Origin of the sequence: Amycolatopsis sp. Poz14, from assembly GCF_006704225.1 — a bacterium.
Lineage (GTDB): Bacteria > Actinomycetota > Actinomycetes > Mycobacteriales > Pseudonocardiaceae > Amycolatopsis > Amycolatopsis nivea.
In genome coordinates, this window is sequence record NZ_JACLHD010000001.1 from 1,824,895 (window position 1) to 1,845,460 (window position 20,566).

22 protein-coding genes and 1 pseudogene are annotated in these 20,566 nt (G+C 69.3%); 13 read left to right on the forward strand and 10 right to left on the reverse strand.

What is annotated here, in order from left to right; all coding sequences use genetic code 11:
• The first annotated feature begins 11 nt into the window (after nt 1-11).
• Genes FKO37_RS09090 through FKO37_RS09100 form a run of 3 tightly spaced genes read left to right on the forward strand, consistent with a single transcriptional unit; the run spans nt 12 to nt 2,718 of the window.
• Nucleotides 12-815, forward strand: a complete 804-nt coding sequence (locus tag FKO37_RS09090; RefSeq protein WP_037820234.1) for an ABC transporter ATP-binding protein — start codon at nt 12-14, stop codon at nt 813-815.
• The gene (locus FKO37_RS09095; protein ID WP_238604222.1) at nt 815-2,155 is read left to right on the forward strand and encodes a hypothetical protein; all 1,341 of its coding nucleotides are present in this window, start codon (nt 815-817) and stop codon (nt 2,153-2,155) included. Before FKO37_RS09090 ends, FKO37_RS09095 begins: the two co-directional genes overlap by 1 nt.
• Nucleotides 2,155-2,718, forward strand: a complete 564-nt coding sequence (locus FKO37_RS09100; RefSeq protein WP_037820237.1) for a hypothetical protein — start codon at nt 2,155-2,157, stop codon at nt 2,716-2,718. Before FKO37_RS09095 ends, FKO37_RS09100 begins: the two co-directional genes overlap by 1 nt.
• A 74-nt stretch (nt 2,719-2,792) precedes the next feature.
• On the opposite strand, the gene FKO37_RS09105 is transcribed toward FKO37_RS09100, so the two are convergent.
• From FKO37_RS09105 to efeU, 5 genes are all read right to left on the reverse strand, one after another.
• Complete coding sequence (locus FKO37_RS09105) at nt 2,793-3,203, reverse strand: PPOX class F420-dependent oxidoreductase (protein WP_037820238.1); 411 nt, start codon at nt 3,201-3,203, stop codon at nt 2,793-2,795.
• 4 nt (nt 3,204-3,207) lie between these two features.
• A complete protein-coding gene (locus FKO37_RS09110) occupies nt 3,208-4,272 on the reverse strand; it encodes an LLM class flavin-dependent oxidoreductase (RefSeq protein ID WP_238604223.1) in 1,065 nt (354 codons plus the stop codon).
• 105 nt (nt 4,273-4,377) lie between these two features.
• Nucleotides 4,378-5,637, reverse strand: a complete 1,260-nt coding sequence (gene efeB, locus FKO37_RS09115) for an iron uptake transporter deferrochelatase/peroxidase subunit (RefSeq protein ID WP_238604224.1) — start codon at nt 5,635-5,637, stop codon at nt 4,378-4,380.
• Nucleotides 5,634-6,785 (reverse strand): iron uptake system protein EfeO, encoded by a 1,152-nt coding sequence (gene efeO, locus FKO37_RS09120; protein ID WP_238604225.1) that lies wholly within the window; start codon nt 6,783-6,785, stop codon nt 5,634-5,636. The genes efeB and efeO overlap by 4 nt, the downstream gene beginning before the upstream one ends.
• Before the next feature lie 2 nt (nt 6,786-6,787).
• On the reverse strand, nt 6,788-7,639 hold the full coding sequence (efeU, locus tag FKO37_RS09125) for an iron uptake transporter permease EfeU (protein ID WP_037820241.1): 852 nt from the start codon (nt 7,637-7,639) through the stop codon (nt 6,788-6,790).
• A gap of 268 nt (nt 7,640-7,907) precedes the next feature.
• On the opposite strand from efeU, the gene FKO37_RS09130 reads away from it, so the two are divergent.
• A complete protein-coding gene (locus FKO37_RS09130) occupies nt 7,908-8,708 on the forward strand; it encodes a murein transglycosylase (RefSeq protein WP_238604226.1) in 801 nt (266 codons plus the stop codon).
• A 312-nt stretch (nt 8,709-9,020) separates the two neighbouring features.
• Here FKO37_RS09130 and FKO37_RS09135 read toward each other — a convergent pair whose 3' ends face one another.
• Nucleotides 9,021-9,203 (reverse strand): hypothetical protein, encoded by a 183-nt coding sequence (locus tag FKO37_RS09135; RefSeq protein WP_037820244.1) that lies wholly within the window; start codon nt 9,201-9,203, stop codon nt 9,021-9,023.
• Between the two features lie 206 nt (nt 9,204-9,409).
• Complete coding sequence (locus FKO37_RS09140; protein ID WP_037820246.1) at nt 9,410-9,814, reverse strand: tetratricopeptide repeat protein; 405 nt, start codon at nt 9,812-9,814, stop codon at nt 9,410-9,412.
• A 70-nt stretch (nt 9,815-9,884) separates the two neighbouring features.
• Between FKO37_RS09140 and FKO37_RS09145 the strand changes: the two genes are divergently transcribed.
• The 6 genes and pseudogenes from FKO37_RS09145 to FKO37_RS47500 all read left to right on the forward strand — a co-directional run.
• A complete protein-coding gene (locus FKO37_RS09145; protein WP_238604227.1) occupies nt 9,885-10,376 on the forward strand; it encodes a glyoxalase/bleomycin resistance/extradiol dioxygenase family protein in 492 nt (163 codons plus the stop codon).
• Nucleotides 10,377-10,491: 115 nt separating this feature from the next.
• Nucleotides 10,492-11,778, forward strand: coding sequence for a phosphopyruvate hydratase (eno, locus tag FKO37_RS09150; RefSeq protein WP_037820247.1), 1,287 nt, complete (start codon nt 10,492-10,494; stop codon nt 11,776-11,778).
• 193 nt (nt 11,779-11,971) lie between these two features.
• A complete protein-coding gene (locus tag FKO37_RS09155; RefSeq protein ID WP_078870811.1) occupies nt 11,972-12,337 on the forward strand; it encodes a septum formation initiator family protein in 366 nt (121 codons plus the stop codon).
• Nucleotides 12,338-12,827: 490 nt separating this feature from the next.
• A complete protein-coding gene (locus FKO37_RS09160) occupies nt 12,828-13,340 on the forward strand; it encodes a DUF501 domain-containing protein (RefSeq protein WP_037820317.1) in 513 nt (170 codons plus the stop codon).
• A 326-nt stretch (nt 13,341-13,666) separates the two neighbouring features.
• A complete protein-coding gene (locus tag FKO37_RS09165) occupies nt 13,667-13,837 on the forward strand; it encodes a hypothetical protein (RefSeq protein WP_167754305.1) in 171 nt (56 codons plus the stop codon).
• A 374-nt stretch (nt 13,838-14,211) separates the two neighbouring features.
• Nucleotides 14,212-14,661 (forward strand): annotated as a pseudogene (locus FKO37_RS47500) (hypothetical protein); the annotation flags it as partial.
• A 155-nt stretch (nt 14,662-14,816) separates the two neighbouring features.
• On the opposite strand, the gene FKO37_RS47505 reads toward FKO37_RS47500, so the two are convergent.
• Nucleotides 14,817-15,140, reverse strand: coding sequence for a hypothetical protein (locus tag FKO37_RS47505; protein ID WP_308196594.1), 324 nt, complete (start codon nt 15,138-15,140; stop codon nt 14,817-14,819).
• A gap of 61 nt (nt 15,141-15,201) precedes the next feature.
• On the opposite strand from FKO37_RS47505, the gene FKO37_RS09175 reads away from it, so the two are divergent.
• Nucleotides 15,202-16,095 (forward strand): LysR family transcriptional regulator, encoded by an 894-nt coding sequence (locus tag FKO37_RS09175; protein WP_037820253.1) that lies wholly within the window; start codon nt 15,202-15,204, stop codon nt 16,093-16,095.
• A 4-nt stretch (nt 16,096-16,099) separates the two neighbouring features.
• On the opposite strand, the gene FKO37_RS09180 is transcribed toward FKO37_RS09175, so the two are convergent.
• Both FKO37_RS09180 and FKO37_RS09185 read right to left on the reverse strand, forming a co-directional pair.
• Nucleotides 16,100-16,834 (reverse strand): SDR family oxidoreductase, encoded by a 735-nt coding sequence (locus FKO37_RS09180; RefSeq protein ID WP_238604228.1) that lies wholly within the window; start codon nt 16,832-16,834, stop codon nt 16,100-16,102.
• Nucleotides 16,831-17,568 (reverse strand): oxidoreductase, encoded by a 738-nt coding sequence (locus tag FKO37_RS09185; RefSeq protein WP_238604229.1) that lies wholly within the window; start codon nt 17,566-17,568, stop codon nt 16,831-16,833. Before FKO37_RS09185 ends, FKO37_RS09180 begins: the two co-directional genes overlap by 4 nt.
• Before the next feature lie 180 nt (nt 17,569-17,748).
• Here FKO37_RS09185 and FKO37_RS09190 point away from each other — a divergent pair, with 180 nt between their 5' ends.
• Both FKO37_RS09190 and FKO37_RS09195 read left to right on the forward strand, forming a co-directional pair.
• Nucleotides 17,749-18,702: a Ppx/GppA phosphatase family protein gene (locus tag FKO37_RS09190; protein ID WP_238604230.1), complete on the forward strand. Its 954-nt coding sequence runs from the start codon at nt 17,749-17,751 to the stop codon at nt 18,700-18,702.
• 194 nt (nt 18,703-18,896) lie between these two features.
• Nucleotides 18,897-20,525 (forward strand): ABC transporter substrate-binding protein, encoded by a 1,629-nt coding sequence (locus tag FKO37_RS09195; protein ID WP_238604231.1) that lies wholly within the window; start codon nt 18,897-18,899, stop codon nt 20,523-20,525.
• Nucleotides 20,526-20,566: the final 41 nt, after the last annotated feature.

Consider the following 20,566-nt stretch of genomic DNA (forward strand, 5'->3'; position numbering starts at 1 on the left):
AGGGGACACCGATGCGGGCTGTGGAAGCCGCCGAGGTCGCTCCGGCGACCTACGCCTGGGAAATCCAGGCACAGGGACTGAAAGTTCGGGTCGGCCGCAAGAAGATGGCGGTCGACGGCCTCGACCTCGCGCTCGGCACGGGCGTGCACGGGCTGCTCGGGCCGAACGGTGCGGGCAAGACCACCTTGATCCGCACCCTGGCCACGGTGCTGCGGCCGACGGAAGGCAAGCTGGCGCTGCTCGGAGAGCCCGTCGGGGGGCACTTCGACCAGCGCGGCCTGCGCCGCCGGATCGGCTATCTGCCGCAAACCTTCGGGTACTACAAGCGGTTCACCGTCCGCGAGTTCGTCGAATACATGGCGTGGCTCAAGGAAATGCCCAAGCGCGAGGTGCCGGGCGCGGTCCAGCGCGCGATCGAGCGGGTCGGTCTCGCCGAACGCGCCGGGGACAAAATGAAGACCCTGTCCGGCGGCATGATCCGCCGGGTCGGCATCGCGCAGGCGATCGTGAACGACCCGGTGGTCCTGCTGCTTGACGAACCCACCGCCGGGCTCGATCCGGCGCAACGGCTGCGTTTCCGGGAACTGCTGCAGGAAATCGGCAGGGACGCGTGCGTCGTCGTGTCCACCCACCTGGTCGAAGACGTCGCCGCGGCGTGCTCGGACGTCGTCCTGTTCGCCGGCGGGAAGCTGGTTTTCCAAGGCACGCCAGCTGATCTGGCCTCGGCGGGCAGCGAGGCAGACGTCGGCGACAGCCCGATCGAGCGCGGCTATTCGGCGCTGCTCGGCCACGCACAGGGAAAGGGGTCCTGGTGATGAGCGTGTTCCGGATCGAACTCCGGCGCACCGTCGCGCCCTGGGTTCCCGTCGCGATGCTCGTGGTCAGCCTGGGACTGCTGCTGTTCTCGCGCGGGCCGTGGAGCCACGGTTCCGCGGCCTGGAACGAGACCTGGCTGACCGCGGTGCGGTGGCCTCGCTATCTGCTGGTGCTGATGTGGCCGATCATCGTCGGAGCCGCGGCGATCCAGGGCATGCGAGATGCTCGCGCGGGTGTCGTCGAACTGTTCGGCTCCACGCCCCGGCCAGCCGGGCAGCGAGCCGCCAAGCTCGGCCTGGCCCTCGGTCTCGCCGCGGCCGTGGGCTATCTGGTGCTCGTCGCCGCCGGGGTCGGGCAGGTCGTGGCGACGGGCGGATTGTTCACCACGGCGTGGGCGATGCAACTGGTGCTCGGGGTGCTGTCCGTGCTCGCCGGTGTCGCGCTCGGGCTCGGCGTCGGGCGGCTTCTGCCGTATCCGATCACCGCGCCGGCGCTGGCCGTGCTCGTGCTGGCAGGCGGCCTCTTCACCCAGGTGTCGGGGGTGAACGGGGTGGCGTCGAACGCGGTGGCGTTGCTGGGGATCGGGCAAGTGGCACCGCATGGCCCGTTCGATCTGCCGAAGCCCGCGGTGGAGATCGGGCAGCTGGCCTGGCTGCTCGGGATCGCCGCGGCCGGAATCGTGCTGCTGCTGGCCCGTTCGGCGCGGATCCGGGTGCTCGCGCTGCTCCCAGTGGGGGCCGGGCTGGCGGTGGCTTTGCCGCTCTTCCCCGCGTCGTCGGCCGAAAACTACGCCCCGGACGAGACGGCAGCCGCTCTCGTCTGCGACGGTCCGGTGTGCGTGACACGCTTGCACGAGGACTGGTTGTCCACTGTGGCCGGCCCGGGCAAGGAAGTCTTGCAGCGCCTGGAGAAACTGCCGCAACACCCGACTCGGGTAGTGGAATCGACAGAGCCGTACCGGAACAACAAAGTGGGCCCGCGAGATCCGTCCCAGGTGCTGCTGCAGCAAGACAGTACTGCGCTGTACCACAAAAGCGGCCTCAGCCTCACCATGACGCTGCTTAGCGGTGCCGGGACAACGCAATGTCACGCGGCGTCCTACGGAGGTGAGCGAAACGACCGGGAAGACGCCGCGCGCTGGGTAATGGCGCAGTGGCTGGTCGGCTCGTATTCTCCGCCGCCTTCGTACGCTGCGCTTCAGAACCGGACGGACCCAGCGTGGGCAGCCCTCAAGGCAGTACCAGAGCCGGAGCAGACCGCCCGCGTGGCCGCCGCTCGGCAACTGGAACTGACGTGCACCGGTGACCCCCTGAAGGTCCTCACGGAAGGTGGCCGCTGATGCGGTGGACAGCGCTGTACGCGCGTTCGCGCCACCTCGCAGTGTCGCTGGCGGCGGTGTTGCTCTGCGCCGTCGTTCTCCCGCCGCTGCTGGGCGACAACTGGGCAACGCTCTTCGCGACCTTCACCCTCGGTGCCGCGGTCGCGGTGGCAGGCGTGGGTCTCAGCGGACAGGACATCGACCTGGACCGCACGGCCTCTTTCCGCTGGCCGCCCCGACGGCTCGGGCACCTGCTGCTGATCGGTGCGGTAGCCGGTGGAGTAATGATTGCGGCACAAGGCTTTGTCGACCATCCCATGGAATCCGGCTGGATCCTCCGCAACGCGGCCGGGCTCATCGGCCTGACCGGGCTAGCGGCCACGCTGTTCGGCGGCCAGTTCGGCTGGACGCTGCCCTTGGGCTGGGCGATGACGGCGATGTTCGTCCCGAGCGCAGTCGGCCAGGCCTACGACTTCGTGGCTTGGCCGATGGCGACGGCAGCCTCCGCCGCAGCGTGGTGGACGGCCGGGCTGCTGTTCGCGGCGGGAACGGCGGCGTACACGGTGGCGGGTGCGCGCAGATGAACCAGCGGAACGTCGAGCCGGGCGCAGTCCCGTCCCTCCCCCGGGCAGGGGCGGGACTGCGGACCGGCGCGGCGTCAGACGTTCCGGTTGTTCGGCTTCACCTCCAGCGGCTCGCGGTCGGGATCTTCGATGCCGAGGCTGATGATCCGTTGCGGGTGAATGCGGATGACGGCTCCGTCGAGGTGACCGTCCGGTTCGAAGGCGTCCGGCACCGCTTCCGCCCGGCCGCGGATCTCCAGGCAGCGGATGCGCATGGGGCTTGTCGAGGGCTGGTCGTCGATCACGATGGCGACCTGGCCGTTGTCCTCGACGTTGCGGTATTTCCGGCTTTTCGTGAGGTGGTACCCGGACACGTCGATCGTCTGCGTCTCCGGGTTCCAGGTGAACGCGACCGGGCTGACCTGCAGAGTTCCGTTCGGCTGCTGAGTGGCGACCCGGGCCAGCGGCTGGGTGGCCAGGTAGGTGAGTTCCGCTTCGGTGAACATGCACCTACCGTGCAAGTTCAAGCTTGCTTGAAGTCAAGCGCACGCGGGGAATCACGTGCTCGGCGAACCGCCGCATCTCCGCTTCGAAGGGCTGAAATTGCAGCATAAACGTCTCGATTCCCAGGTCAGCCCACTCGCGGATCCGCTGGGCGACGGTGTCGTAGCTGCCGACCAGGCCGGCCGCGGTGCCGCCGTTCGTGCCGATGTGCGGGTACTTCGCGAACGTCTGGAACATCACCGCCTTCGGATCGGCGTCCGCGACCAGCGCCTCCCACCGCGCCTTGCCCGCCTCGGCCAGTTCCCACAGCGCCGCCAGCTCCGCTTCCGCCTCGGTGTCGGTTTCGCGAGCCACCACGAAGGCGGACAGTCCAAATCGGACTGGCGCACCGGCGCGCGGTCGGGCGGCGACGTCCGCGATCAGTTCGGCGACGTTCTCCTTCGGCTGCCCGTTGATGAACCACACGTCGGCCTTGTCCGCGACCAGCGCCCGCGCCGGGTCGGATTCGCCGCCGACGTACACGGTCGGCGCCGAAGCAGCAGGTCGCAGCTGGTACCCGTCGACCTGGAAATGCTTGCCCTCGAACGAAACCCGCTCGCCGGCCAGCAGTCCGCGCACGACGCTGATCCATTCGCGGCCGTACTCGTACCGTTCGTCGTGCTCGGCGAACGGTATGCCCGCCCGCGCCAGCTCCGGCTTGTACCAGGCGTTGACGAGGTTCAGCCCGAATCGGCCACCGCTGATCTCCTGGATCTGCAGGGCCTGTTTCGCCAGCACCACCGGGTGCACGAGATACGGCTTGATCGCCGCGATGATCTCGATCCGCTCGGTGAGCGCGGCGAGCGCCGCCGCGGACGTCCACGTTTCCAGCTGGTCCAGTTCGTCGCCGAACGGGTTGACGACGTGCTGCGCGATGAGCGTCGAATCGAAGCCGAGCCGGTCGGCCTCGACGATCAGCCGCCGGTTGCGCTCCCAGCTGGCGTCCACCGGATCGTCCGGATGATCGAACGGGCCCCACGACCCGTAGACGACCGCCCACACCCCGAACCGCGGCTGTGTCACAGCGACCACGACCGAACTCCTCACCTCGCGCGGATGAACGCGGTCACCGTCGCCTGCCCGGAAGGCACCGGCAACCGGTCCCACGCAGTGGCGGGGCGGGGAGATTTGTACTGGTCAGGCGAAGAGCCCGTCACCCCAGTTGCTGGTCGGGGTGAGGCCCGGCGGGATCGCGAAGTGCGCGGAACCGGTGTGCTGCAGGTACTCCATCATCGCGTCCTTCGACGACAGCACCTGCTGCATCGGGACGTACTGCGTGCGGGTGTCCCGGTTGAACGCGAGGAAGAACAGCCCCGCCTCGAGGTGCCCGACTCCGTCGGAACCGTCGACGAAGTTGTAGCCGCGGCGCAGGATCTGCACGCCCTTGCGGGTCTGGCGCGAGGCCAGCCGGATGTGCGCGTCCTCGGCGATCAACGGGGTCCCGCCCGCGCCGCCGACCTGCAGGTCGACCTGGTCGAACTCGCCGGTCTGCCCGAGCGGGGCACCGCTTCCCTTGGTGCGCCCGACAATCTGCTCCTGCCCGGCCAGCGTTTCGCGGTCCCAGGTTTCGATGTGCATCCGGATCCGGCGGGCGACGAGGTACGTGCCGCCCGCCATCCACGCCTGTCCGTCGCCGGCCTGCGCCCACACCTGGTCGCGGAGCACGTCGGTGTCCTCGGCCTTGATGTTGTTGGTGCCGTCCTTGAAACCGAACAGGTTGCGCGGTGTCTGCTGCGAGCGCGAGGTCGACGAACTGCGGCCGAACCCGAGCTGCGACCAGCGCACCTCGGTGACGCCGAAGCCCAGCCGCACCAGGTTGCGCACCGCGTGCACCGCCACCTGCGGATCGTTCGCGCAGGCCTGGATGCACAGGTCGCCGCCGCTGCGGGCGGGGTCGAGCTTGTCCTTCGGGAACGCGGGCAGGTCGATCAGCTGCGGCGGGCGTTTCGCGGCGAGGCCGAACCGGTCGTCGAAGAGCGAGGGGCCGAAGCCGATCGTCAGCGTCAGGTCGGAGGCGGGCAGGTCGAGCGCCTCGCCGGTGTCGTCCGGCGGGGCCTGCGCGGACCCGCCGAGCGCGCCGTTCGGGCCGACGTCCTGGCCCGCGGTCATCCGCCGTGCCGCGGCCGTCCAGGTACGCAGCAGTTCGCGGAGCTTCTTGACGTCCTTGGTGGTCACGTCGAGCGCGGCGAAGTGCAGGTTCTGCTGCGTCGGCGTGTCGATCCCGGCCTGGTGCTCGCCGTGGAAGTCCACAGTGGACGTCGCGGCCGCGGCCGGGGTGTCGCCGCCGAGCCGGTCGAAGCCCACGCCGGCCGCCGCGCCCGCGCCCGCCAGCGCGACCCCGGCGCCGGCGAGCCCGAACAGCTTCCGGCGGGAAACCTGCGTTCCCTCCTCGGTCACTTCGACACGACCTCCGCGACCTTGCTGAGCGGCTCGCTCAGCGCGTCGACCGCCGAGGCGAACGCCTTGATCTGGTCCTGGGAGAGTTCGTTGTAGTACTTGAAACCGTCCCCGGAACGGGTCTTGTCCAGCAGCCCCTGCACGTTCGCGAACTCCTTGTCCAAAGTGGACACCAGAGCCGCGTCGCGCTCCTGGATGATCGGCCGCAGCGCGGCGATCGCGCCCTTGGAACCGTCGAGGTTGGCCTGGAAGTCCCACAGGTCGGTGTGCGAGAAGGTCTCCTCCTCGCCGGTGATCTTGTCGGTGGCGACCTCGTCCATCAGGCCCTTCGCGCCGTTGGCCAGGTCCAGCACGCTCAGCTGCAGCGTCTTCGCCTTGGCGACCAGCGCCTTCACGTCGGTGAGCAGCTTGTCCGCGATCTGCGGGCTGTCCGGCTTCAGCCCGGTGCTCCAGAGGTCCTTCTCGAGCCGGTGGAAGCCGGTGAACTGCTGGCCGGGTTCGAGGTCGGCCTCGCGCGCGTCGACGGCCGGGTCGAGGTCGCCGAACTTCTCCGCGACCGGCTCGATCCGCTCGTAGAACACGCGGGTGCGGGCGTACTCGGCCTTCGCCTCGTCGACCTTGCCCGCCTTGACCGCGGCGACGAACTTCGCCGTTTCGGTCTCCAGCGCCGAACTGTTGTTCTCGACGTAGGTCGCGTAGCTCTTGGTGGCAGCGGCTTTCTGCGCGCTGGCGCTGTTCTGGCTCTGCGCGCCGCCGGTGACGGTGAAGTCGCCGCGGATGCCGTTGCCGACCATGCCCGGCTTGCACGCCGTCTGGTACTTGCCCGCGTCCGGGACCTCGACGATGAGCCGCCGGTTCAGCCCCGGCGCGATGTTCTCGACCTCGCCCATGATCCGGTCGCCCTCGGCGTAGAGGTAGAACTCGGTGACCTTGCTGCCCTTGTTGGCGATCTCGAAGGTCAGGTTGCCCGCGGCGGCGGTCGTCGCCGACACCGAGCAGGCGGTGTCGGACGCCTCGACCTTGATCGGCCCGCCCGCGGCCGCGCCGGAGGGACCGGACGCGGAGTTCGTGCTGTCGCAGGCGGTCAGCGCCACGAGGGCGCCGAGGCCGGTGAGCACAGCCGTCGAGGTTTTGCGGAACTGGGGCACGATCACTCCTTGGCGGCGGCCGGGGCGGCCGGAGCCGCCTCGGTCTTGTTCTTGCGGGCAGGCTTGAGGAACAGCGGCAGCACGATCGCCACGTAGGCGACCCACGCGATCGCTTGCAGCACAGTGGTTTGCTGCGAATAGTTGAAGATCCCCTTGAGCAGCGCGCCGTACCAGGAGGTTTCCGGCAGCGTGCTCGACGCGTCGAAGGCGAGCGTGGTCAGCCCGGGGATGAATCCGGCTTCCTGCAGGTCGTGCAGGCCGTAGCCGAGGACGCCGGCGGCGACGAACACCAGCAGCACGCCGGTGATGGTGAAGAACTTCGCCAGGTTGAACCGCACCGCGCCGCGGTAGAGCAGGTAGGCGAGCACGACCGCGGCGGCGATCCCGATCACGAACCCGATCAGCGGCTGCAGGGTGTCGGACTGCGCGGTCTGCACGGCCGAGTAGAAGAACACGGCGGTTTCGAGCCCCTCGCGACCCACCGCGAGGAACGACAGCAGCAGCACCGCCGCCGGACCGACCTTGAGCGCGTCCTCCATCTTGCCGCGCAACTCGGCCGCGATGTGCCGGGAAGCCTTGCGCATCCAGAAGATCATCGCGGTGACGAAGACGACCGCGACGATGGAAAGACTTCCGCCGAGCAGTTCCTGATGCTCGAAACTCAGCTGCGCGGTGCTGTAGGTGAGGATTGCGCCGACACCGACCGACAGCAGCACCGCCGCGCCGACGCCCGGCCACACGAACCGCAGCGCGTGCCGTCGTTCGGTCTTCACCAGGAAGGCGACCAGGATGCTGACCACAAGCGCGGCTTCGAGGCCTTCGCGCAGCCCGATGAGCGCGCTGGAAAACACCACTGTTCAGCCCTCCTTCGACTACCTGACCTGATGTTTTTAGGTAAGGCTTGCCTGTAAGTCCAGAGGGAAGTTCGCTGAGTGGGTCCGGCAAAATGCGCAAAACGGCGTTCTGGCGGGAGTTAGGTTAGGGTAACCGCAGGTCAGGGCGTCGCCGACAGGTCACGTAACGAATTGTGTGACCTGGGCGGCTCAAGCGGGGAGTTAACCATCCGCTTGCCATTCGCCCAGTCCAGCGTCCCCCGGGCGGGTTCATCAGTAACCTGTCCGAGTGGCCGATACCACTCAGCCGACTATTACGCCGTCTCCGGCGGTTCCGCCGCGCCGCTACCCGAGCCGGATCGCGTTCGCGCTGGGTCTGGTGCTGACCGGGGTCGTGCTGGTGGTGACCATCGGGATCCGCAACCCGAACCCGCCCGCCGCTCCCGCCGCGGCCGCTCCGCCGCCGGTGGCGACCAAGGCGGAACCGCGCCCGCAACCCGGCTCCGAAGCTCCGCGCGTCGGCTTGGCCGCGCCGCCGGATCGCCCGCTCGTGTCCGACCAAGCGGAACTGGACGCGTGGGCGACCCGGGTCGCCGGAAAGACGCGGCTGGACGCGCGGGTGCTCGCCGCGTACGGCCGGGCGGAAATGTGGATGCAGCGGCAGAAACCGTCGTGCCACCTGTCGTGGGCGACGCTCGCGGCGATCGGAAATCTGGCCTTCGGAGCGGAGAAACCCGGCCCGGACGGCACATTGACGGTGAACCCCGGTCCCGCGGAAGGCCCGGACACCGACACCGGAAAACTCGACGGCGACCGCACCGCCGACCACCGCGTCGGCCCGCTGCGGATCATGCCGGCCGCCTGGCACAAACACGCCCAGCGAGCGAACGGCGACGGCAAAGCCGCGGACCCCCGCAACCTCGACGACGCGGCGTTCACCGCCGCCCGCTACCTCTGTTCCGGCGACGACGACCTGGGTGCGCCAGCGGGCTGGTGGAAAGCGATGCTGCTCTACAACCCGGCGGTCAACTACGTGCAGGACGTCTTCACCGCGGCGGATTCGTATGCGGCCGAGAGCGTGGCGCCCTGAGCTGACTGGGTGGGTCGGCGGAGGTTTGTTCGCTTCGGCCGGTTCCCTGTGCAGCGGCGAGTGTGGAGCGTTGAGCTGGCTGGGTCGGTGGCGGTTCGGCCAGCCTGCCTCGATTCGGCACGGGCCGTCTGGCTGGCCGTCGCTGATGGGCGGCCGAAGCAGTTCGTCCGTGGCCTGTCTGCGCGCGGCACTCCGTGCAGGCACGTTCAGCGGTCGAGCGCGCCCCTGCCTCCGCGCCCGTCGCGTGCTTCCTCAGAACAATCCGGTCCCGGCGAACGGCCGAAACCGTGGCCTGCTCGGCAAAATCGGCAGTTAGTGCGTCGACAGAGCGGCGCTCACTCGCACCGGCTTCTGCGGCAGAGCCTCGGCGCGCACGGGCTGCTTGCGCGGCTGGACCGGATGGCGTTCGTTGAATTCCACGAGCGCCGGCGCCAGCGCCATCAGCACCAGCACGAGCAGCCCGGCGGTCGCTCCGATCACGGTCAGCGCGGTCATGTCGGCCTCCTCTAATCGCTCTCTGTGATGACACCAAGGATCGCGCTTCGCCCGGTCTGCCCGGATCGGCCGACTGGCCGAGCCGGGTCGCCGGATGGCCAGGCTTCCCCGTTGCCCTGTTCACTTCAGAAGACGCGCCGGGGCCGTGCTGGATCCGGCGGTTGCACGCGAGTGCCTCCGCGGGTGCACGTTCGGGACACGCGGGCTCAGCGGTCGCTCAGCGTGATCCTCGCCCTGACCTCGCTGATCGCCTCGAGATACTCCGGCACCGGGTTCATCGCCGACGCCATCCGCAGTTGTGCGAGCGCCTCGGCCAAACGGCCGAGGCGCTGGAGGGTGCGGCCGAGCACGAACCGGGCGTAGTGATCGGTGGGGTCCAGTTCCAGGACGCGGGTGAAGGCGCGTTCGGCGCGGCGCAGCTGGGCGGAGTGGAAGTACGCGCGCCCGGCGAGCAGTTGCACGCTCGGCTTGTCCGGCTCGTCGGCGAGCAGGGGTTCCAGCTCTTTGAGCGCGTCGAGAGGGCGTCGCCGCGCGACCAGATGCTCGGCGTTGCGGAACCTGCGGAAGCGCGATTCGCCGTCGGGTTCGGGGGCTGCTGCGGCGTCCGTCATGGTCGCTTCACGATACCGGCGCGGAGGGCGTTGCACGACCGTCAGACGAGTCGTGATGGACTGTTCCGCCATGAGCAGCGATCAGGAACCCGATTACGTGGGACTGGCGCCGTACCTCTACTACAGCGATGCGACCGCCGCGCTCGCGTGGCTGACCAGGGTGTTCGGCTTCACCGAGGAAGTCCGCTTCGAGGACGGGTCCGGCGAGGTTTTCCAGGCGACGCTGCGCGCCGGCGACGCGCGTCTGCAGCTGGCCGGGGTCGGTCCCGAATACTGGGAGGCCAAGGGCGTCGAGGGGCCGGTCGGGCAGTTGAACGTCGTGTACGTGACCGACGTCGACGCGCAGCACGAGCGCGTGTCCGCGGCGCTCGGCGAGGACGCCGCGCCGGAACCGCCCCAGGACCAGCCTTACGGCGCGCGGATCTTCACCGTGGCCGATCCGGGCGGCAACAGCTGGACGTTCTGGCAGCAGGTGACCGATCAGGTCGAGCTGCCGTCGGGGTGGCGCGAGGTCCGGCCGGAGGACCAGGAGTCCGAGGAGACCGGCGAAGTGCCCGGCTGAGCTGGAGAACACGCAGCGGAACGGCCCCGCACCGGCCTGGCCTCCAACGGGTGAACCCGCTGGGCGGTTACTCTGGGCGGCGTCACCGCAGGCACGACCCACCAAGGAGCAGAGCGTGGCTCTCATCGAGCAGGTAGGCGCGCGCGAGATTCTCGATTCGCGCGGGAACCCGACCGTCGAGGTGGAGGTGGCGCTCGACGACGGCACTCTGGCCCGTGCGGCGGTGCCGTCCGGGGCGTCGACCGGCGAGCACGAAGCGGTCGAGCTGCGCGACGGGGACACCGGCCGCTACAACGGCAAGGGCGTGGAGCGCGCGGTCGCCGCGGTGCTCGACGAGATCGGCCCGGACCTGGTCGGCGTCGACGCGGTCGACCAGCGGATCGTCGACCAGAAGCTGGTGGACCTCGACGGCACGCCCGCGAAGTCGCGGCTGGGCGCGAACGCGATCCTCGGCGTTTCGCTCGCCGTCGCGAAGGCCGCCTCGGAATCGTCCGAACTGGAGCTGTTCCGCTACCTCGGCGGGCCGAACGCGCACGTGCTGCCGGTGCCGATGCTGAACATCCTCAACGGCGGTGCGCACGCCGACACCGACGTCGACATCCAGGAATTCATGATCGCGCCGATCGGCGCGGAGTCGTTCCGCGAGGCGCTGCGCTGGGGCACCGAGGTGTACCACGCGCTGAAGGGCGTGCTGAAGAGCCGCGGCCTGGCCACCGGCCTCGGCGACGAGGGCGGTTTCGCGCCGAGCCTCTCCAACAACCGCGAGGCGCTCGACCTGATCCTCGCCGCGATCGAGAAGGCCGGCTACGCGCCGGGCCGTGACGTCGCGCTCGCGCTGGACGTCGCCGCGACCGAGTTCTACTCCGACGGCGCCTACACCTTCGAGGGGTCGAAGCGCAGCGCGGAGCAGATGTCCGCGTACTACGGCGAACTGCTGCGCGACTACCCGCTGGTGTCGATCGAGGATCCGCTGAGCGAGGACGACTGGGACGGCTGGGTCCAGCTGACCTCCGAGATCGGCGACAAGGTCCAGCTCGTCGGCGACGACCTGTTCGTCACCAACCCGGACCGGCTCGAGGAGGGCATCACCCGCCGCGCGGCGAACGCGCTGCTGGTGAAGGTCAACCAGATCGGCACGCTGTCGGAGACGCTGGACGCGGTGTCGCTGGCCACGTCGTACGGCTACAAGTCGATGATGAGCCACCGGTCCGGCGAGACCGAGGACACCTTCATCGCCGACCTCGCGGTCGCGACCGGCGTCGGCCAGATCAAGACCGGCGCCCCGGCCCGCGGCGAGCGGATCGCGAAGTACAACCAGCTCCTGCGCATCGAGGAAACCCTCGCGGACGCCGCGCGCTACGCCGGCGACCTCGCCTTCCCGCGGTTCAGCGCGGAGGCCTGAGGGGCACATGGCCGACCGGGGGAGGGCGCGCAGCCGCCGCGGCGGCCGGGCAGCGGGAAGCGGGTCCAGCAGGGCCCGCCGTCCCGCGTCGGCCCGGCGCCGCACCGGCGCGGGCACGACGGAGACGACCAGGGCCCGGCTGCGCCGCGGCTTGGCGGCGAAACGCGCCTCCGGTGCGGCCAAAGTGCTCGGCATGTCGACCACCCGGCGCGCCGCCGTGGTGGCGATCGTGGTGTGCGCACTGGCGTTCACCGTCGCGGTCCCGTTGCGCACCTACCTCTCCCAGCGCTCCGAGGTCCGCGACCAGGAAGCGCAGCTCGCCCAGCTCCAGCACGAGGTCGCTCAGCTGCGCGACCGCAAAGCCCAGCTGAGCGACCCGGCCCAGATCGAGGCGGAAGCCCGCCGCCGGCTCCGGTACGTGAAACCGGGCGAGACCCCGTGGATGGTCCAGCTGCCCGAGGACCAGCCCGGTTCGCCGACGGCTGCCCAGCCTGGGCAGCAGCCCGCTCCGCAGGCGCCCTGGTACGAGAACCTGTGGGCGCAGGTTTCCGGGGGCTGAGGTGCCTGGCCGGGTGCGGCTTTTGCGCGCGGCCGCTTGCTGGCGGTTGGTTGGGGCTGCTGATCGGCTGAGGTTGGTGGCTGGGCGAGCCTCACTGGCTGGGTGAGGTTGGTGCCTGGCGGGGTTCACTGGCCGGGCGTGGTCGTTGACCGGGCTGGACCGTTGACGAGGCTTTTTCGGCCAGGTGCAGGACGACTTCCGCGCCTTCCGGATGCTTGATCGCTGTCGCGGCGAGTTGAGCCTTGGGCGTGACCGTTGACGGGCGCCGTGCTTGAGGCTCTGATCTTCGATCGGCGTTTCTGATTCTCCTTTCTCTCCGACGGCTTGATTTCGTGGCGAAGCTTCGACTGCCTTCCACGCTAACCACATCGGAAGGGCGGCGGAGGGAGATGCGGCGAGTTGTCCACACGGTGTGCCGGTTGTGGACAACTCGGCCGTTTCGGCGGAGGTCGCGAGGGGGTGACCGGACGGCGGCATTAGCCTGGAGAGCGTGAACAGCAGTACGGAGACACCCCGATTCGAGCCCGTCACCGATGCCGACCGGGAGGTCATCGCGCAGCAGCTTGGACGCCCGCCGCGGGCTTTGCGGGCGGTGGCCGCGCGGTGTCCCAGCGGGCATCCTTCGGTGGTCCAGACCAGTCCGCGATTGGAGAACGGCACGCCGTTCCCGACGTTGTATTACTTGACCTGCCCTCGGTTGACGTCGATGGTGGGCACGCTGGAAGCGTCCGGCGTGATGAAGGAGATGACCGAACGGCTCACCACCGACCCGGAACTCGCGGCGACCTACCAGCGCACGCACGAGACGTACCTCGCTGAGCGGGATGCCATCGAGTCGCTCGGCACCCAGGTGACCGCGGGCGGGATGCCCGGGCGGGTGAAATGCCTGCACGTCCACCTCGCGCACACGCTCGCGGCCGGACCCGGGGTGAACCCGTTCGGCGACGAGACCCTCGCCTGGGTCCGCGAACAGGGCTGGCCGACGGGCGACTGCGCCGGGTAACGCTCCGGTCTCGGGCGCGGATAGGCACAGCAGAGGCCGGTGCCCGCCTGGGTGGGAATGCTTCGCGGCGCGCACCGGAGCTTCACACCGAGCAGGCGAGCCCGAGTGCACCGCCGGGCGGGCCGGGGAGGGGCGGAAAGTGCGGGTGCCACGCAGATCTCGGCGATCGGTGCGCGCTGAGGGGTCTCCTGCTGCGGAGAGTCGGGCCGATCCGGTCGCGGACGGTGGGGGCGGGCCGGTCGCGGACGGGGCGGACGGGCCGATCGAGGACGGTGCGGGCGAGCCAGGCGCGGACGGGGCGGGCGAGCGGGTTGCCGGTAGCGCGGGTGAGCGGGTTGCCGACAGTGCGGCGGCTGCTGGTGCTGAGGTGGCTGGTGATGAAGCCGGTCTCGCCGAATCGGTTGGCGGCGGTGTTGCTGATGGCGAGGCAGGTGGCGAGAGCAGCGACGGCGAGGTGGCTGCTGGAGCTGTCGGCGCGGGTGACGGCGGTGAACTAGCTGGCGAAGCGGTTGCCGCCGACGCAAGGGGCGAACGAAGCGACGGTGACGTCGCGGATGAAGCAATCGCCGACGCGGCGGACGGTGAAAGCAGCACGGAGCTAGCCGCCGAAGAAGTAGCAACTCAGGCGAACCCGGCCCGAACCAAAAGAACCCCACCCCTCATCGGACCCCCGCCGGAGAAGGCGCGGTTGATCGGCCGCGCGAGGATCCGGGCTCGGCGGGGGCGTTATCGCGCTCGGCGGGTGGCGTCGCGGCATCGCACGGCGGTCGCAGTGCTCACCGGGCTGCTGGGAGTGCTTCCGGCGACCGTAGGCGCGGGCGTGGTCGTAGGCTGGGTCGGGCGGATGCCCGTCGTGCACTCGGCGGACGTTATGCCTGATCAGGGGTACGACCCTGGCATTCGCGGCGTCGCCGTCGACGGGCGGTTGCCTGACGCGCCTGCACCGGTCCCACTGCCTGCGTATGACCTTCCGGACGGGCCACTCGGGATTCCGGCTACTGCGCTTGCCGCGTATCGGCATGCGGGGGACGTCTTGGGGAAAGAGCAGCCAGGGTGTCATATCGACTGGGCGCTCGTCGCGAGTATCGGGCGGATCGAGTCGGATCACGCGCGTGGTGGGTATGTCGACGCCGCCGGGACCACGCTTCAGCCGATTCTTGGGCCGCAGCTCAATGGCACGGCGCCGTTCGCGGCGATTCCCGATACCGATCATGGCGTTCTCGACCAGGATCCGGTGTGGGATCGCGCGGTGGGGCCGTTCCAGTTCATCCCCGCGACCTGGCGGACCTACGCGGCGGACGGCAACGGGGACGGCAAAGCCGACCCGGGCAATCTCTTCGACTCCTCGCTCGCGGCGGCACGCTATCTCTGCTCCGGCGGGCTCGACCTGGCCAATCCGGATCAGCTCAGGACCGCGATCTACCGCTACAACAACTCCGACGCCTACGTCACCGCGGTCATTCTCTGGGCCGAGGCCTACCGCAAGGGCGTCGCGCAGGTGCCGGACAGTCCGGTTCCGGCTACCGCCAGTTCCGCGCCGCCTGCGAGTCCGGGGGAGCGGCCGAGGACTACCGACTTGCCGCCGGTTGCGACTGGGGGTCCGTCGGTGACGCCTACTGGGTTGCCGCCGCAGAACAGTCCGAGCGGGACGCCTCCGGGCAGTACGTCCGGAACTCCGAGTACTGACTCCAGCACTCCGACCTGCGGATCCAGTACCTCGACGACGCCAACCTCGACACCGCCGTCGACGACTTCGACCTGTACCTCGTCGTCGGGCGGCAATCCGTCGGGCAGTGCCACGGCTCCTGGCTGACAAACAGGTAGCCTCGATGACAAACCTCGCCACACCGCAGGGGAGACGATGAGTCTTCGTCAGTTCGAGTACGCCTTGGCGGTCGCCGAGGCGGGGTCGGTGACCGCTGCGGCTGAAGTGCTGCACGTCGCTCAACCGTCCGTTTCGCAGCAGATTCGGGGGCTCGAGCGGGAACTCGGCGTGCAGCTCTTCTCCCGCACGCCCACCGGGCTCGTGCCGACCGTCGTCGGGCGGGCGTTTCTCCGGGACGCTGAGGTCGCGGTGCGGGCCGCGCGGCGGGCGCAGGCTACCGCGCGGGCGGGGGCGGACGAGTTGGCCGGCGAGTTGCTCGTTTCGGCGCAGATGGGGTTGGGGACTCGGCAGTTGCCGGGGGCGCTGGCCGCGTTGCGGCGGAAGTATCCGCGGCTGGCGGTGACCGTGTTCGAGGAGCCGAATCCGGCTGAGCTGGAGCAGCTTGCCCGGCGCGGGGTGCTGGATCTCGCGTTGCTCGGCTCGGCGTGCGACGAGGGCCTGTACGAGGGGCATCACCTCGGCGACGAGGAGTTCGTGGTCGTCCTCGGCGCCAGCCACCGGTTGCTCAAGAAGGACCGGATCGCGTTGCGGGAGCTGGAAGAAGAGCAGTGGATCAGGTTCGACCCGGCCAGCGCGCTCGAAGGCTTCCTGACCGAAGTGTTGCGCGACAACGGGTTGAAGCCGACCGCGGTCGCGCGGGTGTCGCAGACCTCGACGGCGGTGCGGTGGGCCGCGCACGGGCTGGGAGTGACGCTCGTTCCGGCGTCGGCGGTGCCCGAAGGGCATGAGCACCTCGTCCGGCCGGTGTTTCCGGTCGTGTCCCAGCCCGTCGTCGCGGCGGTCCGGCCTGGGGCGGGGCCCGCGGAGATGGCGTTGCTCGAGTTTCTGCGGCAGGAGACCTGGTATCAGCCGGTGTCTCCGGCCGCCTGAAAGCTCAGAGCTGCGTGTCGCCGCCGTCCACGACCAGTTCGATGCCGGTGGTGAAGGTGGCGTCGAAGGCCAGGAACGCGACGGCGCGGGCGATCTCTTCGGGGGTGCCCAGCCGTTTCATCGGGTTCGCGGCGGCTCGCGCGGCCTTGAACTGCGCGGCTTCCTCGGCCGACATCCCGGCTTCCAGGATCTCGGTGTCGATGGGACCGGGGCTGATCGCGTTGACCCGGATGCCGCGTGGGAGCAGTTCGGTGGCGAGCGTGCGGGCCATCGAACGCAGCGCCGCCTTGCCTGCCGAGTAGACGCTCGTTTCCGGCAGGCCCATGACGTTCGCCGTCGAGGTGGTCAGCACGACGCCCGCTCCGGAGCGCAGCAGCGGCGCGAGCTTCTGCACGGTGAAGTACGCGCCTTTGACGTTCACCGCGAAGTCCGCGTCGAACTGCTCCTCGGTGACCGACGCGAACGGTGCCGTCCGGGCCACCCCGGCGTTGACGAACAGCGCGTCGACCGGGCCGGGCACCTGGGCGGCCAGTGCGTCCAGATCGGAGAGCAACGCCACATCGCCGCGGACAGCCAGCGCGTCCTCGCCGAGTTGAGCCAAAGCCGCGTCGAGGCGGGATTGGGAACGGCCGGTGATGATTACCCGCGCTCCGCCGTCGGCGAACAATTTCGCGGTGGCGAAACCCATTCCGGTGCTGCCGCCGGTAATGACCGCGGTTTTGCCCTGATAAGCATTCATCGCGGGTATTCGCCTCCGTCGACGGCCAGTCCGCTTCCGGTCAGCCAGTTCGCCTGGTCGGACAGCAGGAACAGCACCGCGTTGGCGATGTCGTCGGGTTCGCCGTCGCGGCCCAGCGGGACGTCGGGGAGAGCGAAGCCGGGCGACTGGCTTGCCCACTGCTCGCGCGTCGCCACACCGCCGGGAGTGGCGGTCCGGCCGGGGGACACGGTGTTGACCCGGACGCCGGACGGGGCCAGCTCGGCGGCCAGGCCCTGGCTGTAGGCCTCCAGCGCCGTTTTCGCCGCCACGTAGTGCAGGAACGGCGGGAACGGCGGACGGATCGCGGCGGTGGAGACGTGCACGATCGCGCCCGATCGGCGGTCGCGCATGCCCGGAGCCAGCAGCGCGTCCAGGCGGACCGCGGCCAGCAGGTTGACCGACAGCGCGTCCTGCCATTCGTCGTCGGGGATCGCCAGCGCGCTGGGGTGCGGACGCGCGCCGCCCGCGTTGTGGACCAGCAGGTCGACGCCGCCGAGGACCTCCTGGGCAGCGGTGGCGACCGTCTGGGCGCCGGCCTGGGTGCGGACGTCGGCCTCGACGAAGGACGCGCCTTCCGGCACCGGACCCGCCGACCGGGCGGTGGTGAGCACGGTCGCGCCCGCGGCCAGCAATTGCGCCACGATCGCCGCGCCGATTCCGCGGGAACCGCCGGTGACTACCGCGCGCTTTCCCGCAATCCCGTAATCGGGCATGCCACTAAACCTCTCGATAAAAGAAGAAGAAAAACCGCCGCGAACAGAAATGCGGCGAACACGTCAACCGTACGGCCGGAAAAGCGAGAAAGGCAAAGACCAAATGTCGGCGAGGGGGCATAGGGCCCGCCTATGCCCGCCTCGCCCGCGAAGCGCCGGAGACCAAGTAAGGTCGGGGACATGCCTCGGGTAGCTGCGATCGACTGTGGGACCAACTCCATCCGTCTGCTCGTCGCCGAGTTGACGCCGCGCCACGACGGCACGGTCGACCTGCGCGACCTGCACCGCGAGATGCGCATCGTGCGGCTCGGCCAGGGCGTCGACGCCACCGGCAGACTCGCGCCGGAAGCGCTCGAACGCACCCGCGCCGCGCTCGCGGACTACACCGTCGCCGCGCGGCGCAAGGGCGTCGAGAAGGTGCGCATGGTCGCCACCTCCGCGACCCGCGACGCGAGCAACCGCGACGAGTTCTTCGCGATGACCCGCGAAACGCTCGGCGTCGAGGCCGAGGTGATCAGCGGCGACGAGGAAGCCCGGCTGTCCTTCACCGGCGCGGTCGGCGAGCAGGACCCGGACGACGGGCCGTTCGTGGTCGTCGACGTCGGCGGCGGCTCCACCGAACTGGTCCTCGGCACCTGGAACGGCCGCGAGGCCGAGGTGATCGCCGCGAAATCCGTCGACATCGGCTGCGTCCGGATCACCGAGCGCGCGCTGAAGGGCGACCCGCCGACCGCCGACGAGATCGCCGCCGCGCGCGAATTGGCCCGCGGCATCCTCGCCGAGGCGTTCGACGTCGTGGACGTCGCGAAGGCTCGCACCTGGATCGGCGTCGCCGGCACCGTGACCACGTTGTCAGCGGTTTCGCTCGGCCTGCCCGAGTACGACTCCGAGCGCGTGCACCTGTCGAAGCTGTCGCACGGCGAGATCGACCAGCTCGCCGGACAACTGCTCGCGGCCGACCGCGCGACCCGTGCCGAGAACCCGGTGATCCACCCCGGCCGGGTCGACGTGATCGGCGGCGGCGCGGTCGTCGTCCAGGTGCTCGCGGAGGAACTCGCCGCGCGCGGTGGTCCGGACCAGCTGGTGGTCAGCGAGCACGACATCCTGGACGGCATCGCTTTGTCGCTCGCCTGAACGCTCCGCAACGCCGGGGTCACCAGCCGCGCGCACCCGTACCAAAACCACCGAAAGTCATCAAGCGCAGTTAGTTGTGAGCTGACCGGGTGATGAACGGTGTTGTTATTCAGGTGCAACCCGGTGATCCGGTTACGAAGCGCTGATCCAGCTAGCCTCCATCTCGCTATTCGGACGCGAGAAACGGAGGGGACATGCGGGGTTCATCCAGGCTCTGGAGCGCGGCCGCAGTCGTGACAACCTTGTCACTGCTCCTGACCGCCTGTGGGGGCGGCGGATCCAGCAGCGGGTCGTCGGGAGAAGCGGATCCGAACGGGACCTTCACGGTCTACGGCACGGAACCGCAGAACACGCTGATCCCCACGAACACCAACGAGCTCGGCGGTTCCAAGGCCGTCGACCCGATGTTCTCCGGGCTCGTCGCGTACAAGGGCGACAGCGGCGAACCGTACAACCTGATGGCGGAGTCGATCACCACGACCGATTCCAAGGTCTTCGACATCAAGATCAAGCACGGCTGGAAGTTCCACGACGGCACCGAGGTCAAGGCGAAAAACTTCGTCGACGCCTGGAACTACGGGGCCAACTCGGCGAACGGCCAGATCAACAGCACGTTCTTCGAGAACATCGCGGGCTACGCCGACGTCCACCCGGCCGACAAGGCGGCGAAGCCGACCAAGGACAAGATGTCCGGCCTGGCGGTCAAGGGCGACTACGAGTTCCAGGTGACCCTGGACGCGCCGTTCTCCGTGTTCACCACCAAGATCGGCTACACCGCGTTCGCGCCGCTGCCGGACTCCTTCTTCAAGGACCCCGCCGCGTTCGCGAAGCACCCGATCGGCAACGGACCGATGAAGTTCGTCAGCCGCACGCCGAACGTCGACATCAAGCTGACCCGGTTCGACGACTACCAGGGCCCGGACAAGGTCAAGTTCAAGGACCTGGACGTCAAGATCTACGCCAGCCAGGAAACCGCCTACCAGGACCTGCTGAGCAACAAGCTCGACTTCATCGAGACGTTGCCGCCGTCCGCGCTCACCGCGGACAAGTACAAGACCGACCTCAAGGACAACCTGGTCACCGGGCACCTGCTCGGCATCAGCACGATCGCGGTGCCGTACTACGTGCCCGGCTACAACAACCTCGACCTGCGCCGGGCGATCTCGATGGCGATCGACCGCGAGCAGATCACCAAGACGGTCATGCACGACACCTACGTTCCCGCCGACAGCTATGTCTCCCAGGGCATCGCGGGCTTCCGGCCGGGCGTGTGCGGCGAGTACTGCAAGTTCAACCCGGCGAAGGCGAAGGAACTGTTCGCGAAGTCCGGGTTCAAGGGCAAGCTCACCATCGCCTCGAACGCCGACGGCGGCCGCAAGGAACCGCTGGTGGCCGCGTGCAACAGCATCAAGAACACGCTCGGCGTCGAATGCGATTTCGTGCCCGCGACCGACTTCGGCCAGTGGCGCAGCATCGTGACCGGGCACAAGCTGACCGGCATGGGCCGTTCGGACTGGTCGGCGGACTATCCGTCCATTGAGGACTTCCTCAACCCGCTCTACCGGACCGGGGCCTCGTCGAACGACTCGACGTACTCCAACCCGCAGGTCGACGCTCTGCTGAAGCAGGCCGACTCGACGGCGGACAAGGACGCCGCGGTCAAGCTGTACCAGCAGGCCGAGGACATGATCGCGAAGGACCTGCCCTCGATCCCGGTCTGGGACGAGAAGGGCGTCGCGGCCAAGTCGAAGCACACGAAGACCGTGGTCCTCGACTTCCGCCGCCGCGCGGACTACTCGTCGGTCGAGGTCCTCAAGAAGTGATGCGCTGACTCGTCCGTTTCCACCACGCGGCTCGTGAGCGT